Here is a 21,767-nt window from a genome sequence, read left to right as displayed (position 1 = left end):
ACATGAAACTAAGAGTAGGACAAGGCTACGACGTACATCGTCTGGAAGAAGGAAGAGATTTTTGGTTAGGCGGAATTATCGTTCCCCATACACATGGAGCTGTTGGGCATTCAGATGCCGACATCGTTTGTCATGTAATTTGTGATGCCCTTTTGGGTGCTGCCAATATGCGAAATATTGGGTATCATTTCTCCGACAAAGACCCAAAATACAAAGGCGTTGACTCTAAGATTTTGGTAAAAAGAGTATTAGAAATGATTCGAGAAGCAGGTTGGGAAGTAAATAATCTTGACGTAACGGTGATTTTACAAGAACCCAAACTCAATCCGCATATTCCAGCCATGAAAACCTGTTTGGCAGAAGTAATGAACATTCCCGAAGAAGACATTGCTATCAAAGCGACTACTTCAGAACACATCGGTTTCGTAGGACGTGGCGAAGGCATAGCCGCCCAATGTGTGGCTTTGATTTGTAAAGAGTAGGTTTATTTGCTTATATTTACTTTGGTTAATCGTTCAATAAAAATCTAATTATCATGACTATCATATTAGACATCAAAGAAAATAGTCAAGTACCTGCTTTTATGGAACATTTGAAGGGACTTGATTATGTCAACATCTTAAAAGAAGTAAAAGATGAAGATAGAAGTCAATTCATAAAGGATTTGGCAGAGGCATTTAATGATGTAAAATTGTACGAGAAAGGACAGAAAAAGTTAAAATCAGCCAAAGCTTTGTTAGATGAATTATGATGTTATTGCTACTGAGCCTTTTGAACGTAAATTAAAAAGGCTTGCTAAAAAATATAAATCGCTGGCTAAAGATTTAGCATCTATTATTTACGAACTTTCCGAAAACCCTACTATGGGTACAGCCATTGGTAAGGATTACTATAAAGTAAAGGTCGCTATTTCCAGTAAAGGAAAAGGTAAAAGCTGAGGAGGAAGATTAATTACTTATGTCCGTGTTGTAAATGAAACGGTATTCTTAATGGACATTTACGATAAATCTGAACAAGCTAATATTTCTGCCAAAGAACTACAAATGCTAATTGATGTTTTATCAGCTTAAACAATAAAATCCGTATAGATAAAAGAATTTAGTTAATAGTTAACATAGAACGCTAAAACATATTTACAAAAAACTCTATTTTACTAAAAATTATCAAGCAATGACACAGCCAGCAAGTAATCCTCCACTTTCAAATGTTCAATTAGAACTATTGAAGCTTTATGCAACAGGCGTATCTGATGAAACATTATTAGAACTAAAAAAGACAATGGCAAAATTTTTCTTGGATAGAATGCGTCAATCTGCCGATAAAATTTGGGAGGAAAAAGGCTATACAGATGCTCAAATACAAGAAATAGATTAATTCCATGAAGGTTGTATTAGATACCAACGTAATATTAAGAGCTATTTCAAGTAAATCTGAATATGCTATGCTGATTGATGAATTGTACTTACAAAGCTATTCAGCATTGATAAGTACTGAAATCCTATTAGAATATGAGGAAAAAATAACCCAATTTTTCAATAAAAGTATCGCTAAAAACTTCCTTGACTTCTTGATAATCATACCAAATGTGGAAAAAGTTGAAGCATTCTTTCAGCTTAATCTGATTGAATCTGACCCTGATGACAACAAATTTGTAGATTGTGCTTTTGTTGGTAATGCTCATTATATTGTAACTGATGACAAACATTTCAATATTCTAAAAAAACTTGACTTCCCTAAAATACCTGTAATTACTGCGGAAAATTTCAAACAATTATTAACTTAAAGTAACACTATAATCCCATATCCATCAACTCTTCTTCTCTCTTGCTTCAATCAGTTGTTTGGCTGCTTCAATCGCAGCAGGAACAAACTCGTTTTCTCTTACTATTTGATGTAAACTTTCCGTTGAGTATGCTTTATAGCGTGATATAAACTTTTGAGTTTCCTCGGTAAATTTCTTCTGTTCAATCTTTACTATTTGTTCAGAAGTATAATTTGTTCTTACTGTGCGGAGTATAAACTTAGTAGCTCGATCAAAATTAATAACATAAGCCAACAAGCCAGCTAACAGTGTAGAAGGTTGAAAACCAATTGGTAATCCTTTTAAACTAATAGTTTCTCGTAAAGGAGAAAAAGTAAGTATATTAAAAAGTCCCAATAGAATTATTAAAATTAAACCATACTTGTAAAAAACTTTGTGGAAGAAAAACAAATACATATTGATGACTACCGCCCCGAAAGCAAGATAATGCTGAATTGCTAACTCAAACTCCTCAGTTTTATAAAGTATCACTACTGTACCATCAATGGCTGTTGCAATTGTATCTAAACAATAAAAAGCTAAAAAAATGATTGGTATTAATTGCTTGTAATTATTGAATGTCTTTTTGAAATTCATCTTAAATAATTTTAAACACTCTGCCCAAAAGTCAGCAGATTATTGTCAGGGTCTAGGATTGAGAATTCTTTTTGTCCCCACGGTTTTAGCTGTAAATGTCCTGCTGGATGGATAATGGTTTTGTTGGCTAAAAACGTTTGGTACAATTGGTCAATATCATCTGTTCGGATATATACCTGACCATAGTTTTCGGTTGGGTCTAATGCTGTAAACTCAAAGAAGTGAATTTGTATTTTATCTTTTTGCACCATCAAGTAACCCTCAAAATCAGCGCTCCCAAATTCTTGAAAGCCCAATTGCTTTATGTAAAAATCCCTTGTAATAGTTTTATTACGCATGGGAAGTTTAGGATTGATGTCGGTAAGCATATTTTAATTGTTTAATGCTAAAAGAAATATTGTTTGTAAAATATTTGCAGACAGTTCCTGCATTTTATTTATCGTTCCAAGGCGAAATTCACTAATGCTGTTTGGTGTCTTTATACTGCCAAAGAACATTAATGATTTTCCAAGTACCATTAAGTTTCACAATGTGCATATAGTCAATCCATTCGTCGGCAATTAATTTTACAGAGGCTGTACGTTCTGAAACATCAAGCAGTATAACTTCTTTTTTAGGTGACGAGGGGAATTTATCGCCATTCTTATTATAACTTTCTGCTAGCAAAACCATCGATTCTGTTGTCGTTTCTCGGACATAATCTTTTCCTGTCGCTTTGTCTTTCCAAAAAGTACGTTTAACCATTCTAGGGTGTAATGCCCCATCCATTTGTTTAGGATTTGGTTTATGTTGAGATTCTATATAGTCAAGAGCGGCTTGTTTGATGGCTAAACTATCTTGTTTAGTTTGTCCCAAAACCATATTACTTGTCAGAAATAATACGAGGCATAAAAGAACATGTTTTGTCTTCATTTTAGCTGTTTTGTTGATGAATAAAGTTTAGTAAAATTTTATACTGTTGGGTGTGATGATAATTTACTTTGTCTCCGATATTCAAAGTTTTAAAACTATGAATAACAAATACGCTTGTAGTCTCAGACTACATTTTATTTATCGTTCCAAGTCAAAAAAGACTTGGAACAGCAAGGGACCAATATCTAATCGAAATGCTCTTTAATATTTAAATGCGTTTAACCTGTATAAATTAAGAATATGCTTGTATTGTATTTTTATTTTCTTGCTTAACAAATTTCGAGCGTGACGCTCTTCCATGTTTTAGGTCTTAGGAGAACCTAAGACCAGTTGGAGAACCTAAGACTAGTTGGAAAATCCCTCAGTCAAGTTGCTTAATCTCTCAGTCGGGAAGCAAAATCCCTTAGTAAGGTTGCTTAATCTCTCAGTCAGAAAGCAAAATCCCTCAGTCAGATTGCTTAATCTCTTAGTCGGGAAGCAAAATCTTTCAGTCGGGAAGCAAAACCCCTTAGTCAAGTTGCTTAATCCCTCAGTCGGGAAGCAAAATCCCTCAGTCAAGTTACTTAATCTCTCAGTCGGGAAGCAAAATCCCTCAGTCAGGTTGCTTAATCTCTTAGCCATTGTATATGTCTCCACAGACAATTTCAACTTGCTATAAATAACCCCTTGACAAATTTTGTGAGGGACGCTCTTTTATGTTTTAGGGCTTAGGAGAGAATAAGACCTGTTGGAGAGTTAAAATACTGGATTGAGTAGAAGCTCTGATACTTCTAACATTTTTTCTATATATTCAGTATAATTACTTTTTGTGTTAGACCTTGAAACTTTATTTTGCATATGTTTTCCAACGGAAATAAATACTTGATTATTCAGAACTTTTCTCACATATTTAGTTTTTGACTCTTCGCTTTCATGTGCTATAAAGTTTCTGAGTATTTTCATTTCTAGAAATAATTCTTTATAGGTTGCAGATTCTATTACATAAAATGGGTTTTTATCACTTTCAAAAATATATTCAGATATTTCTTCGATTTTAGAAGTATAATCTATAAACCTTGAGTTCCTACCTTTCAAAACTTTTTCTAAGTGACTCCTATCTCTAAAATTAAGTATTCTCTCTGCTTGAAACCCACTAATACTACTCCCACCTATTGCATATTCTATAAAAAGTTGTGATATAAATATTTCAAATTTTACAAATATTTTAAAGAAGGCAATTTCATAAACTCTTTCATCAAGATTAGGATTTCCTTGAAAGAATGTCTTCCAATAATCAATCTCAGACTTTAATTCATCATTGTTCATACATTACTTTTATTCTTTTTCAGCGTAAATAAAATCATTTAATATTTTTATTCTTTCTGTTCTTTCAGCTTGGCTTGTAGTTCTTGTCACATGATGCTTTTCAAACCCTGATAGCATTTGTATTTTTGAACTACTGAATATTTGACCTTCTTTTTGCATAAACTTCTGAAAATCAGACTCAAAATTCATCAATAAATTAATAAATATATCTACATTGTCAATAAAATTATTCACACTAAATTGGTCGTTACGCCTTCCACTAAAATTTTTAATTCCATACATCTGATGTATGATGACACAAATCAAGGTAAAAAAATAGTTTTTCCTGTGAAAATATGACGTAGTAAACTTTTCGCTATTAAATATTTGATTTAATATTTGAAAAAGCCTATCAAACTTAATTTCTATATCATTAGCTTGTTCAAATCCTTCATCAAATTTTTCATAGTATTTGTCTATTATTATCCTAGATTCTGCAATTATGCCATCGTTTAAAAACATGATTATTGATGATACAAATTCAATATCTTTCATTCTTGATAAATCTTTGTCTCTAAATGTTGAATTTTCAATAAAAAAATCTCTACATTCTGCTGCTTTTCTATAAACAAATACTTTAAACTCTCCCCAATATTTAGCATTTCTTAATTCCTGTTCATTTGCTGTCATACTATTAGTATTTAGTCGAGCAAACATATCATAAATACTTGCATCATCTTTTATTTTGACAACTTCAACTGGAATATTATATTCTAAAATTTGAATCTGAATATCTTCTTCTAAGTCATTGTAAAACATACCTCCAAATTCTTTACTATGAGATTTCAATATTGGAAAATCTCCGCTAATAAAAGAAATAATAGCTCTTAAACGTTGTTGCCCATCAACAATCTCTCTTGTTGTTTTTCTTGTATTCGCATCTATAGTTTGTCTCATAAATATAGGTGGAATTGGTAATCCTCGAACAATGGTATCAATCAAATAAGATTTAGCTTTCTCATTCCAAATAGGATTGCGTTGATATTTTGGTGAAATAGATAAATCTCCTTTATCATTCCAATTAAGAAAATCATTAATGTTATATACTTTGGTATCTTTTATATCTGACATACAATAGTTCTTATTTATATTTTCTAAAGCTCTAATTTAGTTAAAAAGCATAACACATCTGAAGGTAGTAATAAATAATAAATGGTAAGCATTTATAGCCACAGGTTCATTTATTCAAATAAAACAAATTTCAATGCCACAAACTAAAGAAAGTAATACCATGAGTATTTATCACTTCATTTCAATAGGGGTGGACTTAAGTCCACCTCTATTGAAATGAAGTGGAGTTGCAAACCTATGAGGTTTTAAAAACCTCATAGGTTTGCAACTCACCGCTAAAAATGCAACCTCAACTGTACTTTCACTTCTGAACGATGCGGAGCGGAGATTTCATCTAAACCTGAACCAAAAGTAAGAGCATCGCCCAATAAATCCGTTCTTGCCCAACGAATCCAAGCATCTACATTCCGATTGATTTTGTATTTCGCCAAGAGATAATGCCGAAAACCATGTTCGTAATAAGCAGGAAATGAAAAGGCATAGAGGACATCTTGTTCATAGAAATATTGTCTGTTATCATAATCATCCGTCTTGAAAAAGGCAATTCTACCCGATAAAGCAATCCGACCAAAATCTGCATTGACATCTTGGGCAATGGCAAAACCTTTGGTAAGGGCTTGTCCATCAAACTGAAAAGTACTTGCCGAAGCCCTTGTTTGAAATTCCCAAGTTTTAGAGAGTTTGTAATTTACATTCACCAACAAAGCCCTTTTGGTTCTTTCCCTCACCACGGTAATTTCTCTTGTTTTCTCCTTCCCTTTATCCAAATACGTTTCGGTAATTTTAGTATTCTCTTCTTTATTCTCTTGCCTGATTTGCAGATAAGCCTGTAGCTTTTTAGAAGGTTGGAAAGTCAAACGCCCCAAATAATCAAAGCCTTTGGTTGGCTGTTTATCCACCAAGTAACGATACCAAGGAAAATAAAAATAATCGAAATAAGCCGAAGCCAACCATTTTCTGTTGATAGCATGTTTGATGCCCGTATAAACTCCCCGTTCGTTGATATTTCGGGAGTTTTCAGAAAAGCCATTGGCATAAAAACTATGGAAATTTTTATCATAATTCCGAAGCATTAGCGAAATATCGGTATGTTTACTTAAACTCGCTAAAATACCCGTTACTGCCCCTACTCCTCCACTTTCGGAACGGGCAACTTCTCCAAAAAGATTATAATTCTGGAAATGATACGTCCAATGCAAGCCAGCCAAGAAGTTTTCCTTTCCCGAAAACTCAAATTGATTATAGGCTTTTTCAGCTTTAATCAAGGGCAAACTAAAATTGGTTTGTAGCAAAGTAATTCCTGCTTGAAAAGTAGTAATCCTGTTGTGAAAGCTTATGTTTAGTCCATAATTTTCTTCCATCAAAGAGCCTTTATCAGCAATTTCCGAAGGCGTGCGATGCAAACCAGCAGTTTGCAAGGAAGTAACATAGTCTGCATTGGTGCTTTTATCCTGAGCCAAATTTGCATCACGATTCATTCGAGAATAGAAAGCAGTAACATCTAAAGAATGAATTTGATAAGTAGCAGTACCACCACGAAAGAAATTACTTTCCATCACCGAAGAATATGGACGAGTGCCAAGATGATTTCTACGAGTCGTTAAAACGGTTTCAGCACCTTTCCCCAAATAAAATCCAGCGGCTGAAACCAAGCCTTGTCCGAATTGGAGTTGATAATCACCCAAAGTGATGTTTTTCCAATGTCCTTTGTTTTGTATTTGAAAATGAAAGGAAGTAAAATCTATAAGCTGACTTTCACCTTCATCTTTTTCGATGGTGAAACCTGCACTAAAATCTTTGGGCAAAGCGATTTTATAGCGTGCATATAATTTCATCGGCGAACCTTCATAACGCACTTTACTGCGTGCATCTGGTTCGGTAAAACCTTTTTTGGTTTCTAAATACTGCGTGTATCTGAGTAAGAAGTATTGATTGGCTTTCTGCAAGCTATTTTGAAAGGTTTTGATAGAAAATCCATCCGAATTTACCCGCACGAAGGGAATGAATTTATAAATGGTCGGTAAATCAAAGTCTGGAATGGCTTGCAATTCATAGATTGACAATAGTTTTCCTACATTTTCTCGATAAGTAAAAAAGGCATTCAATTGTTTTTCAGAAAGCAAGTAAAGAGATGCTAGTTCTTGACGGGAGACTTTATTCAAATCCAAAGGATTCAAATAGTTTTGGTAGAGCGATTCAAACAATTCTTCAGAAACACCATCGACAGGATTTCCCAAGATTTCTTGAATGAGGTTTCGGATATTACTTTCTTGTGTAGAAAGTTCTTGTGCTTTTACATGAGTCGAAAGAACGATACTCATTGTAAGGAGTAGTATTTTTTTCATAGTAGAAATATTTAATGTGCAGTACAAAAAAAATGATGCTTTGAGTGTTTAAACCAAAAGCATCATCTAAATCGCTTTGTACTAACAAGTTAAATATTTTTACTGAAATTTTCTAGCAACTACTTCTAAAAAATCGTTGGCTTCTTCAGCGACAGAAATCCAATTATATTTTGGTGCTAAAAACTTATTCATATAATTTTTTGCGTCTGATAAATTGTCGCAAGCATCTATCTTATCAATGGCATTGCTGTAAGCATTGATGTCGCCATCAAATAATTTACCAATAAACACAAATTTCTGATTTAAACTCACGCCATCTGCAATACTCTTGATGGGACGATTAAAGGCCAAATCAGCCAATGGAGTACCGCCAACAATAGCATCTCTTTTCAATAAATCGTTTACCGTTGGTAAATCGCCTGTGAAAGTATCATTGAGGCGGTCAATTCCAGGTAATTTGATTTCTGCTGGCGTTCCTTTTCTATCAATTTCCGCTTGAATTTTATCAACTGTTGGCAAAGGCACATTTTCATCATCTAAATCTTCTTCTGGTTCAATGTCAAAAAAAGATTTAGCAGCTTTCTTCACTGGAATTTCTTCAATGACTTTCGGACTAGCTTTGATAAAAGATTCTTTTCTGAAAGGTACTTTTGCTGATAATATTTCAAAAAATTTATCCGCATTTTCAAATTCTACTTTATCGCTGATTTCCTTGAGCCAATTCAAAGCAACCGTTACATATACTTTATCTTCACTTCCCATTTTCTCCACCATCGACTTGGCAATATGGTTGTTGATTTTTGTATATTTTACAAGTTGTGCCAAACGCTCTTTGGTAAGTGTAAACTCTGGAGAATCTCTGACGAAGTCGTCGAAATATTTACTTGGGTCTAGTAAAAGAATAATGGTTTTAACAACTGCTTTCGATAGCATTGGTTCAAAATGCTCTCGTTTCACCATAATATGTTGTGAAGCCGTATTCATAAAAGCTTTCAAAGCAGCTTTTACGTCGTCATTATCAAAATTAAAGTAAGGGCTTTTAAATGCTTCTGTGTCAGCTTTCCATTTCTCGAACAAATCGTTTACCACAAACATATTTACTTGTGCAACGTTACTGAGTTTTAAGATTTGTTGACCATTGATTGTAGCAGTTCTATTGAAGAATTCATCACAAACTTGGGCGGCATATTGTTGTCCGTAATTTTCGATTACCGAAAAATCTAACTTCATGATTTCTTAGAGGGTCTTTTAAACTATTTGAAATAACGTAATGATTAGTACTTATTAACAAAGTTAGTGCTTTAATCAGTCTGAAAGAAGAGAGTTTATTCAATCAATAGAATAACCAAGCAACAAGTAATAGATTAAACGCAAAAATTGAACCAAAGATTATTCAATAAAAAAACACTAACCAATAAATCCCTCAGAAAGAAGTCCTTTTTTGGCATTTTTGAACCAAAGGGTTAAGTTAAAATCCACAAATATGAGTTATCCCTAATTTTAAAATCACAAAAAAGCGGTCAAAATTAATATTTGACCGCTTTTTTGTGATTGATGAGTAATGAATTCCTACTGTTTGAGCGAAGCGAGTTTAGGAATTCTTGAATTTCTTTTGTTACTTTTCTTGTTTCAAGACAAGAAAAGTAAGGACTAGACAATAATAAATAGGAAACCTTTCAAACTGTCTGAAACATCACTATTCTAAGAAAAATTCAGGATGACTCATGTTTATGTTAACTAATTTCTAGCTTTTCGCAGGCTTTCATGGCTGCTGTTTGCTCAGCTTTCTTTTTGGAATAGCCTTGTCCAATAGAGAAGGCTTCTTCATTCACAAAAATCGTTGCTGTAAACTCTTTATTATGTTTTGAGCCTTCTTCGATGATTTCAAACCTAATCGGTTTTCCTTCTCGTTGAGCCCATTCTATGACAATTGATTTAAAATTAGGATTATTCTGAACAACCGTCTCAATATCAAAATGCTGAGTAAGTATTTTTTTAATGATAAACGACCTTGTAAATCGAAACCCTTTGTCTAAGTAAATCGCACCGATTAAAGCTTCGAGTGCATCGCCATACATTGATGTTCTAGTCAAAACTGTTTTACGATTTCCATCATATTCAACAAGTCTATCCAACCCAATTTTTCTAGCCACAACATTCAAAGACTCACGACTAACCATTCTTGAACGAATTTCAGTCAGGAAACCTTCGTCTTTAAAAGGGAATTTTTTAAACAAATATTCAGCTGTAATCATCCCTAATACTGAGTCTCCTAAAAATTCAAGGCGTTCGTTAGAATCCTTGTAACCTTTAGCTATAGTTTCTTTTGATACCGAAGAGTGCATAAAAGCTAAACGATACAACATTAAATTCGAGGGATTCTCTCCGATAATATGTTCTACTGCATTTTTTAACTTTTTGTCTTTAGGATCACTTGAAAAAAAATCAATAATTGGTGATAGCATATTTTTAAAATGATAATTGATAGTTAAAACCTAATAGCTAAAGCTGATTGAATGAGATTGCAACATTAATAAAAAAATTTGACTTCGCCTTAACTACTATCAATTATCCCCTATTACACTATCAACGATAAAGCTATATTTTTTTGAAAATAACTGTAGCATTATGACCTCCGAAGCCAAAACCATTGCTTAAAACAACATCAATTTTTCTTTCTTGAGCCTTGTTCAAAGTCAAGTTCAAACGATTATCAACTTCTGGATCTTCCGTGAAGTGGTTAATCGTTGGTGGAACCATTTGATGTTGTAAAGCTAAAATTGAAGCAACAGCTTCAATCGCTCCAGCTCCACCCAATAAGTGTCCAGTCATAGATTTTGTAGAGCTAATGTTCATTTTGTAAGCATGCTCACCAAATAAATCTACAATAGCTTTTAATTCTTGAGGGTCACCAAGTGGTGTTGAAGTACCATGAGTATTGATATAATCTATTTCTTCTGGTTGAATTCCAGCATCGTCAAGGGCATCTTTCATTGAAAGTAATGCACCATAACCGTCTGGATGTGGAGCTGTGATGTGATAAGCATCTGAAGAAAAACCTCCACCGATTAACTCAGCATAGATTTTTGCCCCACGAGCAATCGCATGGTCATAATCTTCAAGGATTAATGCACCAGCACCTTCACCTACAACAAAACCGTCACGGTCTTTGTCATAAGGACGAGAAGCCGTTTTAGGGTCATCATTGCGTTCAGACATCGCACGCATAGCCGTAAAACCACCCACACTTGCAATCGTTACAGCCGCTTCCGAACCACCCGTTACACAAATATTGATACGTCCTAATCTGATATAATTAAAAGCATCAATAATCGCATTATTGGCAGAAGAACAAGCCGAAACCGTTACGTAGTTTGGTCCACGGAAACCGTGGCGAATTGAAATATTGCCAGAAGCTGAATCGGCAATCATTTTCGGAATAAAGAAAGGATTGATTTTAGGAGTACCATCGCCTTTTCCGAAGTATATCATTTCATCTTCAAAAGTTTTTAAGCCTCCGATACCAGAACCCCAAATTACACCTACTTTATTTTTATCTATATTTTCAAGATCAAGACCTGAATCCACAATGGCTTCATCAGCAGCAACAACAGCGTATTGCGTAAATTGATCCATCCGACGAGCATCTTGGCGGGGAATAAACTTTGTAACATCAAAATTCTTCAATTCGCAAGCAAAGCGAGTACGGAATTTTGAAGCATCAAATTTTGTGATATGATCACAACCACTGACTCCATTTTTTAGTCCATCCCAAAATTCTGGTACAGTATTTCCGATAGGAGTCAACGCACCTATTCCCGTTACAACTACTCTTTTAAAACTCTTCATGAGGAAAATAAAATTTAACTAATTTTATATTAGATAAAAGACGAAAGACAAAAGATGATATTTGAAAAAATTGTCAGCAAACTCATCTTGTTATTTAAAATTTCTTGATTTTACCTTCTTGGGCTTCTATCTAAGCATATAATTAATACTCAAATTTGAGCATAATTAAACTGAAAATCAATAAAAATGTGCTAATCTGTCTATAAAACTATGGTTCAGGAAGAATCAATAATTTTACTTTCAAATTAGCACATAAAGAAGTTCAGATTACTTGGCGTTTTCTTCAAGATATGTGATTGCCTGACCAACTGTTTGGATATTTTCAGCTTGATCATCTGGAATAGAAACGTTAAATTCCTTTTCAAATTCCATGATTAATTCTACTGTATCCAATGAGTCTGCACCCAAATCATTTGTGAATGAAGCCTCTGGAGTAACTTCTGCTGCGTCAACGCCCAACTTCTCGACGATAATGCCTTTTACTTTTTCTGCAATGTCTGCCATTTTTAGAACGAATTTTGGTTAGAAAAACGGTGCAAAGATGATGATAAAAATTAGATTATCAAACATTTTTTTAATACCGCATTACTATGAAAAGATTTACTATAATTATTTAAAGAATATTATTAAAAACATAGTGAAGCAGCTCCTAAAAGACCTGCATCGTTGCCTAAAGTAGCACGTTTGATGGTCAAACCATCAGCATGATATTTAGTCAACCAGTACTCCATCTTAGTTGTCATAGATGGTAAAATGTAATCAAATGAAGCCGATAAACCTCCGCCAATTAAGATTAAATTAATATCAAGAATCGCCACTAAATGACATAAATTCTCTCCAAGCAACTCTCCTACTTTAGCGAATACTTGTAATGCTAGTACATCGCCCTCAGAGGCCGAAGCTACTAAGCCAGTCGTAGAAATCGTACCATCATCTGGTAAAAGCGTAATACCTCTAAACTCTTTTCTCATAGAATTTGCAAGGTCTAAAAGCTCATTTTTACCAATATTTCTTTCTAAAACTTTACCGTTTACCGAAGGAGTATGACCAGGCTCCATAGCATTACCTCTACCTCCAGTAAATACTTTTTTACCGATAATGGCTGCTCCGCCTACTCCAGTACCTAAAGTAATAAATATATAGCTTTCGTCAATACGCTCTTCTCCAAAATAAAACTCACCCAAAGCCGCAGCATTTGCATCATTTTCAAGGAAAAAATCAACTGTAGGAAAACGTTTTTTTAATATCTCAACCAAAGGAACATTGTTCAACTCAGGAATTGCAGTAATCTCGATAGGTGTTACTCTAGCTGAATTAATCATTCCTGGCAAACCGATACCTACTTTTGTGATATTTTTATTATCGATTAATTGTAATCCGATTGCTTCTCCAAGACGATCTTCAAAATGTCCCGATTTTCGCCAGCTCACAGTATCGTGACTATAAAAGTTAGTTATCTGACCCGTTTCTGAATTTACGATGCCCATTTTGACATTCGTTCCGCCAATGTCTATGCCTAAGTACTCGACTGCCGCCATTATTTTGTATTGTATAGTGATAGTAAAAGTTTTGTGGTCTCAAAAATACGGAATTTTTATCAGTGGATAATACAAACTAAAAACGAATTACGTCTTTTTATGCACTATCCTGTATTATTGATGGGAACTATTTGTACTTTTTTAGCATTTTATGTCACCAAATCTATTCTACTATCCCTCCCTTATTCCCTAAACCCGCTTTTTTCAATTGTTCAACAATTTCAAAAACCGCAGGACAAACTTTAGTATTCTCTAAAGTAAGCGGCAATATTCCTGCAATATTCTTTCTATCCGTATGCGGATACTCTCTACAAGCCTTTGGTCTGACATCATAAATTGAACAATAATTATCCGAACCCAAGAAAGTACAAGGCGTAACGTTGAGTACATAATCATGATCGCTATCCAAATGCAAATGCTCTTTTACCAATTGTGCAGGACGAATACGTAAATGTTTTGCAATGCGGTCGATGTCTATATCCGTAAAAATCGGACTAGTCGTTTTACAACAATTTCCACATTTTAGGCAATCTACTTCATCAAAAACTTCCTCATGAACAGGATGAAAAGCTTCGTCCAATTTCTTGATTTTTTTATTTTTAAGTCTATCAAAAAACTTTTTATTTTCAGGAAACTTCAAGCGAGCTTGCTCGTTGAAAGCTTCTATATTTTCTTCTGTGTATATCATGGGGTAATATTTTTCTCTAAAACGGATTCTATAAAAATCTTTAGGCTGGGATTTAAAGGATAAAGTTTTTTCAGTACTCTACCTTTACGATATTCTTTTGAAACTTTATCGTAATCTTTGTAATTCTTCTCAAACTTTCCAGCTTTTTGATGAAGTTTGTAATCACAATTGTTGATGGATTCTTTAATTTTATCGGTGTAATAAATTGGTAATAGCCAACATTCAATTTCATCAACTGAAATGGCAAAAATGATTCTATGAATTACTTTGTCAAAAAACTCTTTTCCAAAAGCTTCCGAAATACTTAGCTTAAATTTATCTATTACTTTTTCTATCAATTCTTCTGGTGATAGCTTTTTGCCTTCTTTATCTGTTTTCTTTACGTCAAAGTGAGTTTGCTCAGAAACATCAGTGTCAATTTGAATGACCAAATACTGAATACTTTGAAAGGCATCTCTAAAATCTTGGGAACGACAATATTCAAACACTTTATACCAGCCACCAAATTTCTTGATTTCATCTTCATTTGTGGCATCACGAATAGGTTGTAAAGGAGTTATCTCATCAGAAATGTCATCCTCGAACATACCTATTAAAATATTTTCCAATACGGCATGGTCTGAAGGACCTTCTGCTACAAGTCCAAATAGTGTCATGGTTTTAGAAGTTTTTTGGTAAACCACCAATGTAGCCTCTCATAAATTGTTCTGAAAGTCGAACTGGGATTTCTCCTTCGGGAGTAGCAATTGGTAGAACTCTTTTTGTTTTGGTATGTCCATCTTTATTTCTTGACACAACTAACAAACGTTGTTCATCATCATTCAAATTGAGTCCATCCAAAACAGCAGGATTATGGGTTGTAAAAATTACTTGCTTATCGTGCTTTTTAGCCAATTTGCTTAGTATTTTGATTAATTCGCTACATAATTTTGGATTCAGCGAAGTATCAATATTATCAATAGCAAAAAACTTGGGCGTGTATTTTGAAATAAATAAAGCAAAATAAAACATCAAAAACAGAAAGCCTTCATTAGCACTTCGTTGGTCGAAGTATTGGAGTCCCTCTTCCAAAAAACGGTCTTTTATTCTGATTCTTCTTTCAGTAAATACCAAATCTTTAGGAATTTCAAAGCCTTCAAACCAATCGATTAATTCCAAATTTTCAATAATTTCTTGAAACTCTTCTGGTGTTTCCTGACTCATCACAGAAAGTAATTTGAATAAGCCTTCGCCTCTAATACCTAAAGGTTCTATTTGAGATTCTTCCTCAAATTTTCTTAGAAAAGTATTTTCTGGGGCGTAGATTAGGAAGGATTCAAAATCAACTACTTTTTCTTTTAGTTTTATTTTCTCCTTTACAAAATCATTTGTCAACTTATGGATTCTCATTTTATAAGAAGCGATTTCTTGTTTTCCCCAAAGTTCGTCAATCTCCCCCTTTTTTAATAAACCTTCAAGTGTATTAATAATCTTAAATTGTGCTTCTATTTCTTTTTCTAAAATTGTTACTTCAGAGTATGACATATCTTTTACAATCCTGTCACGAGTTAGAATATGAGAAGCCCATTCGCTGAAAACTTGATTTTCATTGGTTAGATGAAATACAATAACCTTATCATTTAAACTTAACTCAATAATTATTTTATCTTGTAATGTATCTTTTATAAATCCACTTCTCATTAAAACAGGCTCAGTAACTCTAATCCCTCTTGCACTTAAAAATTCTTTCCCTAACTTATTTTCAGCCGCAGCCGAGCCAAAAGCGATTGCTTCCAAGATATTACTTTTTCCACAACCATTTGCCCCTATCAAAATATTGACACGTCCTAATTCAAGCGTTAAATCTTGAACCGATTTATAATTCTGTATCCTTACTTCTTTGACCATCTTGCTATTATTAAATAAAAAGGTTCGACAATTTACAAAAAAACTGTCGAACCTTTTGGAAATATTATATTGGAGATTAAGCCAATGCACCTTTCAATACACATTCGTCACGGTCTGGCCCTGTTGAAATGAAATTGATTGGCAAACCTAATTTTTCTTCTAAGAAATTAATGTAGCCAGTCAATTCTGCTGGAAGGCTTTCAAAAGTTCTTAAACCTTCTAACGAACAGTTCCAACCTTTCAAAGTTTGGTAAACTGGTTCTACAATCGTATCCGTCATATCGTAAGGCAATTGCTCAGTGATTGTTCCGTCTGGCAATTTATACGCAACGCATACTTCAATTTCTTCAAAAATATTCAATACGTCAGCTTTCATCATTACCAATTGCGTAACGCCATTAATCATCATAGCGTATTTCAAGGCTGGTAAATCTATCCAACCACAACGACGAGGACGACCAGTCGTTGAACCAAATTCACGACCTTCTTGACGCATTCTTTCACCAACTTCATCCATCAATTCAGTTGGGAATGGTCCAGAACCTACACGTGTAGCGTAAGCTTTGAAGATACCGTAAACTTCACCAATATTTTTTGGAGCAACCCCCAAACCTGTACAAGCACCCGCTGTAATGGTATTTGAAGAAGTAACAAATGGATACGAACCAAAGTCAACATCTAATAAACTTCCTTGTGCGCCTTCTGCCAAGATTGTTTTTCCAGCCGTTAGTGCATGATTTACTGAATACTCAGAGTCCACCAAACGGAATTGTTTCATAAACTCTACGGCTTCAAAGAAATCAGCTTCTGCCGCAGTAAGGTCGTATTCAAAATGATAAACATCTAAAACCGCTTTGTGACGAGCCACCAAAGCATCATATTTTGCTTTGAAATTTGGTGAAATCATATCACCAACTCTTAAACCTTGACGAGAAATTTTATCTGTATAAGTTGGCCCAATTCCTTTTAAAGTCGAACCAATTTTAGCGTCACCTTTCGCTTTTTCGTAGGCAGCATCTAATAAACGGTGTGTAGGAAGAATAATAGAAGCTTTTTTAGAAACTTCTAAATTGGCTAATACATTCAAATTATACTTAGCAAGTCCATCTATTTCTTTTTTGAAAATAATTGGATCGAGTACAACGCCATTACCAATAATGTTTTGAACATCTTGGCGGAAAATTCCAGAAGGAATTTGATGCAAAACGTGTTTAAACCCATCGAATTCAAGGGTATGTCCAGCATTTGGCCCACCTTGAAAACGTGCAACTACTTGATATTTAGGGGCTAAAACGTCAACAATTTTACCCTTTCCTTCATCACCCCACTGCAAACCCAACAATACATCTACTGCCATTTTTTTGTTTTTTGGTTGTCATTCTCACATCGAAAGCATCTGGCGGTGGCAGACCAGCTCCCTCCTGACGTTAAGATGACAGGAAACAGAAAAATCAAAAAATAATAAACCACCTAATCAAAGTCGCAAAGATAAACAAACTAAAAATAAAACCTCACAAGAATTTCAATAATGCTGTGGTTTTAGTGCTGAGTATTCAAAAAAAAACCTCTGAAAAACAGAAATCTGCCAAATCATTCATAACTCGAATAATATGGCAGATTTTATATTGTTGATAAATTGTGCTAATTATGATCTCTATTAGACATTTCTCTTTCAGCTAACATGGCTTTTTTATGTTCGCATTCAGTTTTTGTACAAGCTCCATAAAAAATCAAAGAGTGGTGCATTACATTAAACTGTAACATTTCTCCAACCATTGATTGTATCGTTTGCACTCTTGGGTCACAAAATTCTGTAACATGATGACATTCGGTACAAATCAAATGGTCGTGTTGGCGGCGTCCGTATGATTTCTCATACTGAGCCTGATTTCGACCAAATTGATGCTTTGAAACTAAATCACATTCCACAAGTACATCTAATGTGTTATAAACTGTTGCACGTGAGACCTGATATTTCTTATTTTTCATCGAAATATACAATTCTTCAACATCGAAATGGTCATCTCTTGTATATATTTCCTCCAAAATGGCAAATCGTTCTGGAGTTTTTCGAAGACTTTTATTTTCAAGATAAGCAGTAAAAATCTTCTTTACTGCCTCTAATGTGGCGTTTGATGGCATTACTGACTGTTTTCAGAAAAACAAAAAATAAAATTAATTGATTTAATACTTAGACTAAATCAATTTTGGAAAGTAAAATAAATCAATTTTTAAGAGAAAACGAAATTCTACTCTCCTCTTTCAATCTGAATTACACCATCTACTTGCTCTAAAGATTGAACAAGTGTTTCAAGATGTTGCGTATCTTGAACCATTAATGCGATTTTTCCCTCAAAAATTCCTTCTTTTACTCCAATGGATAAATTTTGAATATTTACTTTTAATTCTTGCGAAATTACTCTTGTCACATCGTTCATTAATCCCATTCTGTCAGTTCCTCGGATGATTAAATGAGCTACGAACGACATTTTTATTTGGCTAGTCCACAAAGCTTTGATTACTCTATCGCCATGACGAGATAATAATTCGGTTGCATTCGGACAAGACGTTCTGTGAATTTTAATGCCTTCATTAATCGTAACAAAACCAAAAACTGTATCCCCAGCAATAGGATTACAACATTTTGCGAGTGTATAATCTACTCTGTCCATGTCTTCTCCAATCAAAATTGCATCGGAATTTTTCACATCACCATGCAACTTTTTAAGTTCTTTAACGATATTTTTAGTATTCGTTAACGGTTCCTGAATGGTTTTGGTGGCTTGCTTTCTTTCATGAGCTTCACGGTCTGATTTCCATTTTTTGATTTCATCTAAACTAATGTAAGCTTTTCCGAAACGATAAAATAAATCATTAGAATCTTTTGCATTAAAATACGCACGAAGCTGATTGGTAATTTCAAGCGTTAAGGTATTTATACCCAATACTTTCAGGCGATGTTCAATCATATCACGCCCCATGATGACGTGCTGTTTGTTGGCTTCTTTAATATAATCTTTGATGCGAGCTTTCGCCTTCGTAGTCGCCACAAAAGCCAACCAATCTTCTGATGGTTTTTGTTTGGCAGAAGTCATACACTCAATAATATCGCCAGTTTTGAGCTTATGACTCAAAGGGACTAGCTTATTATTTACTTTCGCACCAATGCACCTCGCTCCTACTTCTGAGTGAATCTCAAATGCAAAATCCAATGCTGTTGCACCATCTTTTAGCACTATGAGTTTACCTTTTGGTGTATAAACAAAAATTTCATCATTGTATAAACTACTTCTTATATCGTCAACTAAATCAACAGCCGATTGCGTTTTATCAGAAGTATCTAAGGCTTCACGGATTTGGCTTAACCAAGATTCAAAAGCCTTGTTTGTACGAGTATCGTTTCCTTTATATTTCCAGTGAGCGGCAAAACCTTTTTCAGCAATTTCGTCCATTCTGGTGGTTCTAACTTGTACTTCTACCCAACGCCCACGTCGCCCAGAACTCATTACTGTAGTATGTAATGATTCATAACCATTTGATTTTGGGTTAGAAATCCAATCTTTCAAACGTTCTGGATTAGGCTTATAATGGTCAGTAACCATTGAATAAACCGCCCAACAAGCAGATTTCTCTTGTTCAGTTGGCACATCTAAGATTACTCTAACCGCAAAAAGGTCATAAATTTCCTCAAAAGGAGTATTATTCTTTTTCAGTTTATGATAAATCGAATAAATTGATTTCGGACGACCTTTTATGATGTGTTTATAACCCATCAAATTAAGATCTTTCTCAATCGGTCGAATAAAATTTTGGATAAAACTCTCTCTGGAAGTTTTCGTTTCTTTTAACTTTTTGGCAATGTCTTTATAGGCTTCTGGCTCAGTATATTTCAAACATAAATCCTCTAATTCAGATTTGATAGCATGAAGCCCCAAACGATGTGCCAATGGTGCATACAAATAAAAAGTTTCAGAACTGATTTTCAGCTGTTTATCCCGTGGCATACTTCCCAGCGTTCGCATATTATGTAAACGGTCGGCAAGTTTGATAAGAATTACACGTATATCTTCAGAAAGCGTAAGCAACATTTTACGGAAATTTTCTGCTTGTTGCGAACTTCCGTATTCAAAAACACCCGTAATTTTTGTAAGCCCATCAATGATTTTAGCCACATTTTTCCCAAAAATGGCCTCAATTTCTGTCAACTCAATTTCTGTATCTTCTACTACATCATGTAATAAAGCACACATGATAGAAGTAGCACCTAAACCAATTTCCTCAACACAAATCTGAGCTACTGCAATCGGATGATAAATATAAGGCTCACCAGATTTCCTCCTCATCTCTTTATGAGCTTCGGCGGATAGCATAAAAGCCTTTTTAATCAGTTTAGCATCGTCATCTTGCAAATAAGGACGGGCAATATTGAGTAATTTTCGGTATCGCTTTAGGATCTCTTTTCGTTCTTGCTCTAAATCTATTTCTTTTACTTCCACGGTGTTATTCAAGGACAAATGAGTATTTTTTGAAAGACTGTAAATTAGTGTTTAATCTAAATTAGCGAATTTTAAGGGAAACGACAAATGGAAGTCTATTTAATTTTATAGACTTGTAAATGCTTTTTTCAGAAATTAAAGTAAAGTCCTGATTGATAATTAGTCACAATAATGTTATTGAACTACTGGACATTTGATTTGGGGAGCTATATGGTAAATTAATCTGAAAGTGGTTAATAGATAAATATCATCTAGCCTACTTGCACCATTTCTGGTTGAGCCTTTTCCAAAAATTTCAGGAAAAGTACTTGTGGGAGTCAATGCAGGGTTAGCATAAGCAGGATTTACATTTGTAGCTAAATATTGACGAATAGCGGCTTCTCTATTTTTGCCTGAATTAGCAGCAATCAACTCGTATTCTCGATGCCCCATAGCTGCAGCCAGTGGACTTATTGTAAGTAATTCATTGTAACTAGCAAAATTACCTCCAATATCATCAAGATAATCCGTTAAATTGTAACGAATCCCTATTTCAACTCCTAAATCAAACTTTCTGTTTATTTTGTAATTTAATCCAAAGCCAAGTGGGAAATTCAATGCAAATTGCTCATATTTTGATTTTGGGTTACTTGGTAGTCCTTGTCCTTCTGTATGAAGTGGCTGAAGGCTAACCCATTCACCTGGAACAGCGTCAGTACCACTATAGTTAAGAGGAACTCTAGCGACTGGGTTATGATGTATAAAGGCAAATCCTAAAAATAGATACGGCGATAAAGTTGCTCTTTTGGGGAAATTCCTATTTCCTTTGACAATATTAAAAATACCTTTGAAAGACAATTCTTGTATATCGTTTCTGAAATGTGCATTTCTCATAAAGGCATTTTGCTGAATAGCAACTCCTTCTAGCTTATTATCATCCCCAGCAATTCTTACCCAAGTAAGTGCAACATTTCCCGAAAATCTAGGCGTAAAATGTCTAGTTAAATCAAAAGAGACATTCCAACGTATATTTTGTAAAGTAGATTGTATAGGTCGATTAATAGGAACAATATCTCCATAATAATTTGCTGTTCCTATTCCAAAAGCAATATCAGAATGTTTTTCAAATAGCTTTTTTTGTGAAAATGCCTGAAAACACAGGCATAGAGCAATCATTATTTTATAAAAGTTTCTTACTGACATCCTTAAATCGGTCTATTTTATTTTTAAACGAGCAAATAGCTATAAAAATACAAAGAA

Annotated in this window: 23 protein-coding genes; 5 read left to right on the top strand and 18 right to left on the bottom strand. The window is 34.2% G+C overall.

The genetic code is table 11. From position 1 onward, the window contains the following. The first annotated feature begins 2 nt into the window (after positions 1-2). The 5 genes from ispF (at position 3) to HNP25_RS01170 (ending at position 1,783) form a co-directional block, all read left to right on the top strand. Positions 3-482, top strand: coding sequence for a 2-C-methyl-D-erythritol 2,4-cyclodiphosphate synthase (gene ispF / locus HNP25_RS01190; protein WP_184128923.1), 480 nt, complete (start codon positions 3-5; stop codon positions 480-482). A gap of 53 nt (positions 483-535) precedes the next feature. Beyond that, complete coding sequence (locus HNP25_RS01185; protein ID WP_184128920.1) at positions 536-751, top strand: hypothetical protein; 216 nt, start codon at positions 536-538, stop codon at positions 749-751. Next, positions 741-938, top strand: coding sequence for a type II toxin-antitoxin system RelE family toxin (locus tag HNP25_RS21760; RefSeq protein WP_229202750.1), 198 nt, complete (start codon positions 741-743; stop codon positions 936-938). The genes HNP25_RS01185 and HNP25_RS21760 overlap by 11 nt, the downstream gene beginning before the upstream one ends. A gap of 232 nt (positions 939-1,170) precedes the next feature. After that, on the top strand, positions 1,171-1,374 hold the full coding sequence (locus HNP25_RS01175; RefSeq protein WP_184128915.1) for a hypothetical protein: 204 nt from the start codon (positions 1,171-1,173) through the stop codon (positions 1,372-1,374). A 4-nt stretch (positions 1,375-1,378) separates the two neighbouring features. Next, positions 1,379-1,783, top strand: a complete 405-nt coding sequence (locus HNP25_RS01170) for a putative toxin-antitoxin system toxin component, PIN family (protein WP_221432358.1) — start codon at positions 1,379-1,381, stop codon at positions 1,781-1,783. A gap of 24 nt (positions 1,784-1,807) precedes the next feature. Here the strand turns inward: HNP25_RS01170 and HNP25_RS01165 are convergent, their stop codons facing one another. The 18 genes from HNP25_RS01165 to HNP25_RS01080 form a co-directional block, all read right to left on the bottom strand. After that, positions 1,808-2,398: a hypothetical protein gene (locus tag HNP25_RS01165; RefSeq protein WP_184128912.1), complete on the bottom strand. Its 591-nt coding sequence runs from the start codon at positions 2,396-2,398 to the stop codon at positions 1,808-1,810. 11 nt (positions 2,399-2,409) lie between these two features. Beyond that, positions 2,410-2,766: a bleomycin resistance protein gene (locus tag HNP25_RS01160; RefSeq protein ID WP_184128909.1), complete on the bottom strand. Its 357-nt coding sequence runs from the start codon at positions 2,764-2,766 to the stop codon at positions 2,410-2,412. A 91-nt stretch (positions 2,767-2,857) separates the two neighbouring features. Further along, complete coding sequence (locus HNP25_RS01155) at positions 2,858-3,310, bottom strand: nuclear transport factor 2 family protein (protein WP_184128906.1); 453 nt, start codon at positions 3,308-3,310, stop codon at positions 2,858-2,860. A gap of 735 nt (positions 3,311-4,045) precedes the next feature. Continuing rightward, positions 4,046-4,615 carry a hypothetical protein gene (locus tag HNP25_RS01150; RefSeq protein ID WP_184128903.1) on the bottom strand — a complete coding sequence of 190 codons (570 nt, stop codon included), beginning with the start codon at positions 4,613-4,615 and terminating at the stop codon, positions 4,046-4,048. A 9-nt stretch (positions 4,616-4,624) separates the two neighbouring features. Continuing rightward, entirely contained in the window at positions 4,625-5,725 is a 1,101-nt protein-coding gene (locus HNP25_RS01145) for a DUF262 domain-containing protein (protein WP_184128900.1), read from the bottom strand. A gap of 275 nt (positions 5,726-6,000) precedes the next feature. Next, entirely contained in the window at positions 6,001-8,070 is a 2,070-nt protein-coding gene (locus HNP25_RS01140; protein ID WP_229202749.1) for a ComEA family DNA-binding protein, read from the bottom strand. 99 nt (positions 8,071-8,169) lie between these two features. Continuing rightward, the gene (locus tag HNP25_RS01135) at positions 8,170-9,300 is read right to left on the bottom strand and encodes a hypothetical protein (protein WP_184128897.1); all 1,131 of its coding nucleotides are present in this window, start codon (positions 9,298-9,300) and stop codon (positions 8,170-8,172) included. A 503-nt stretch (positions 9,301-9,803) separates the two neighbouring features. Continuing rightward, positions 9,804-10,535, bottom strand: coding sequence for a ribonuclease III (gene rnc / locus HNP25_RS01130; RefSeq protein ID WP_184128894.1), 732 nt, complete (start codon positions 10,533-10,535; stop codon positions 9,804-9,806). A 133-nt stretch (positions 10,536-10,668) separates the two neighbouring features. Continuing rightward, positions 10,669-11,919 (bottom strand): beta-ketoacyl-ACP synthase II, encoded by a 1,251-nt coding sequence (gene fabF, locus HNP25_RS01125; protein ID WP_184128891.1) that lies wholly within the window; start codon positions 11,917-11,919, stop codon positions 10,669-10,671. Between the two features lie 267 nt (positions 11,920-12,186). Continuing rightward, positions 12,187-12,423, bottom strand: coding sequence for an acyl carrier protein (locus HNP25_RS01120; RefSeq protein WP_184128888.1), 237 nt, complete (start codon positions 12,421-12,423; stop codon positions 12,187-12,189). Positions 12,424-12,545: 122 nt separating this feature from the next. Continuing rightward, positions 12,546-13,457: an ROK family protein gene (locus HNP25_RS01115; RefSeq protein WP_184128885.1), complete on the bottom strand. Its 912-nt coding sequence runs from the start codon at positions 13,455-13,457 to the stop codon at positions 12,546-12,548. 163 nt (positions 13,458-13,620) lie between these two features. Continuing rightward, positions 13,621-14,145, bottom strand: coding sequence for a YkgJ family cysteine cluster protein (locus HNP25_RS01110; RefSeq protein WP_184128882.1), 525 nt, complete (start codon positions 14,143-14,145; stop codon positions 13,621-13,623). Further along, positions 14,142-14,801 carry a phage tail protein gene (locus HNP25_RS01105; protein ID WP_184128879.1) on the bottom strand — a complete coding sequence of 220 codons (660 nt, stop codon included), beginning with the start codon at positions 14,799-14,801 and terminating at the stop codon, positions 14,142-14,144. Before HNP25_RS01105 ends, HNP25_RS01110 begins: the two co-directional genes overlap by 4 nt. A 4-nt stretch (positions 14,802-14,805) precedes the next feature. Next, complete coding sequence (locus tag HNP25_RS01100; protein ID WP_184128876.1) at positions 14,806-16,032, bottom strand: AAA family ATPase; 1,227 nt, start codon at positions 16,030-16,032, stop codon at positions 14,806-14,808. Positions 16,033-16,108: 76 nt separating this feature from the next. Continuing rightward, on the bottom strand, positions 16,109-17,389 hold the full coding sequence (locus tag HNP25_RS01095) for an adenylosuccinate synthase (protein WP_184128873.1): 1,281 nt from the start codon (positions 17,387-17,389) through the stop codon (positions 16,109-16,111). Positions 17,390-17,673: 284 nt separating this feature from the next. After that, entirely contained in the window at positions 17,674-18,174 is a 501-nt protein-coding gene (locus HNP25_RS01090) for a Fur family transcriptional regulator (protein ID WP_184128870.1), read from the bottom strand. A gap of 107 nt (positions 18,175-18,281) precedes the next feature. Beyond that, on the bottom strand, positions 18,282-20,540 hold the full coding sequence (locus HNP25_RS01085; RefSeq protein ID WP_184128867.1) for a RelA/SpoT family protein: 2,259 nt from the start codon (positions 20,538-20,540) through the stop codon (positions 18,282-18,284). A 162-nt stretch (positions 20,541-20,702) separates the two neighbouring features. Beyond that, positions 20,703-21,710, bottom strand: coding sequence for an outer membrane beta-barrel protein (locus HNP25_RS01080; RefSeq protein ID WP_184128864.1), 1,008 nt, complete (start codon positions 21,708-21,710; stop codon positions 20,703-20,705). Positions 21,711-21,767: the final 57 nt, after the last annotated feature.

This window comes from Arcicella rosea (assembly GCF_014204325.1).
GTDB classification, from domain to species: domain Bacteria; phylum Bacteroidota; class Bacteroidia; order Cytophagales; family Spirosomataceae; genus Arcicella; species Arcicella rosea_A.
This window is presented reverse-complemented; position numbering and strand designations above follow the sequence as displayed.

Bases quoted from the DNA above. Each gene is read 5' to 3' on its own strand.
- HNP25_RS01145 (WP_184128900.1), bottom strand. From the start codon at position 5,725: ATGTCAGATATAAAAGATACCAAAGTATATAACATTAATGATTTTCTT.
- HNP25_RS01185 (WP_184128920.1), top strand. From the start codon at position 536: ATGACTATCATATTAGACATCAAAGAAAATAGTCAAGTACCTGCTTTT.
- HNP25_RS01110 (WP_184128882.1), bottom strand. From the start codon at position 14,145: ATGATATACACAGAAGAAAATATAGAAGCTTTCAACGAGCAAGCTCGC.
- HNP25_RS01175 (WP_184128915.1), top strand. From the start codon at position 1,171: ATGACACAGCCAGCAAGTAATCCTCCACTTTCAAATGTTCAATTAGAA.
- HNP25_RS01095 (WP_184128873.1), bottom strand. From the start codon at position 17,389: ATGGCAGTAGATGTATTGTTGGGTTTGCAGTGGGGTGATGAAGGAAAG.
- HNP25_RS21760 (WP_229202750.1), top strand. From the start codon at position 741: ATGAATTATGATGTTATTGCTACTGAGCCTTTTGAACGTAAATTAAAA.
- HNP25_RS01150 (WP_184128903.1), bottom strand. From the start codon at position 4,615: ATGAACAATGATGAATTAAAGTCTGAGATTGATTATTGGAAGACATTC.
- HNP25_RS01170 (WP_221432358.1), top strand. From the start codon at position 1,379: ATGAAGGTTGTATTAGATACCAACGTAATATTAAGAGCTATTTCAAGT.
- HNP25_RS01140 (WP_229202749.1), bottom strand. From the start codon at position 8,070: ATGAAAAAAATACTACTCCTTACAATGAGTATCGTTCTTTCGACTCAT.
- HNP25_RS01090 (WP_184128870.1), bottom strand. From the start codon at position 18,174: ATGCCATCAAACGCCACATTAGAGGCAGTAAAGAAGATTTTTACTGCT.
- fabF (WP_184128891.1), bottom strand. From the start codon at position 11,919: ATGAAGAGTTTTAAAAGAGTAGTTGTAACGGGAATAGGTGCGTTGACT.
- HNP25_RS01080 (WP_184128864.1), bottom strand. From the start codon at position 21,710: ATGTCAGTAAGAAACTTTTATAAAATAATGATTGCTCTATGCCTGTGT.
- HNP25_RS01160 (WP_184128909.1), bottom strand. From the start codon at position 2,766: ATGCTTACCGACATCAATCCTAAACTTCCCATGCGTAATAAAACTATT.
- HNP25_RS01165 (WP_184128912.1), bottom strand. From the start codon at position 2,398: ATGAATTTCAAAAAGACATTCAATAATTACAAGCAATTAATACCAATC.
- HNP25_RS01105 (WP_184128879.1), bottom strand. From the start codon at position 14,801: ATGACACTATTTGGACTTGTAGCAGAAGGTCCTTCAGACCATGCCGTA.
- HNP25_RS01155 (WP_184128906.1), bottom strand. From the start codon at position 3,310: ATGAAGACAAAACATGTTCTTTTATGCCTCGTATTATTTCTGACAAGT.
- HNP25_RS01100 (WP_184128876.1), bottom strand. From the start codon at position 16,032: ATGGTCAAAGAAGTAAGGATACAGAATTATAAATCGGTTCAAGATTTA.
- ispF (WP_184128923.1), top strand. From the start codon at position 3: ATGAAACTAAGAGTAGGACAAGGCTACGACGTACATCGTCTGGAAGAA.
- HNP25_RS01115 (WP_184128885.1), bottom strand. From the start codon at position 13,457: ATGGCGGCAGTCGAGTACTTAGGCATAGACATTGGCGGAACGAATGTC.
- rnc (WP_184128894.1), bottom strand. From the start codon at position 10,535: ATGCTATCACCAATTATTGATTTTTTTTCAAGTGATCCTAAAGACAAA.
- HNP25_RS01135 (WP_184128897.1), bottom strand. From the start codon at position 9,300: ATGAAGTTAGATTTTTCGGTAATCGAAAATTACGGACAACAATATGCC.
- HNP25_RS01120 (WP_184128888.1), bottom strand. From the start codon at position 12,423: ATGGCAGACATTGCAGAAAAAGTAAAAGGCATTATCGTCGAGAAGTTG.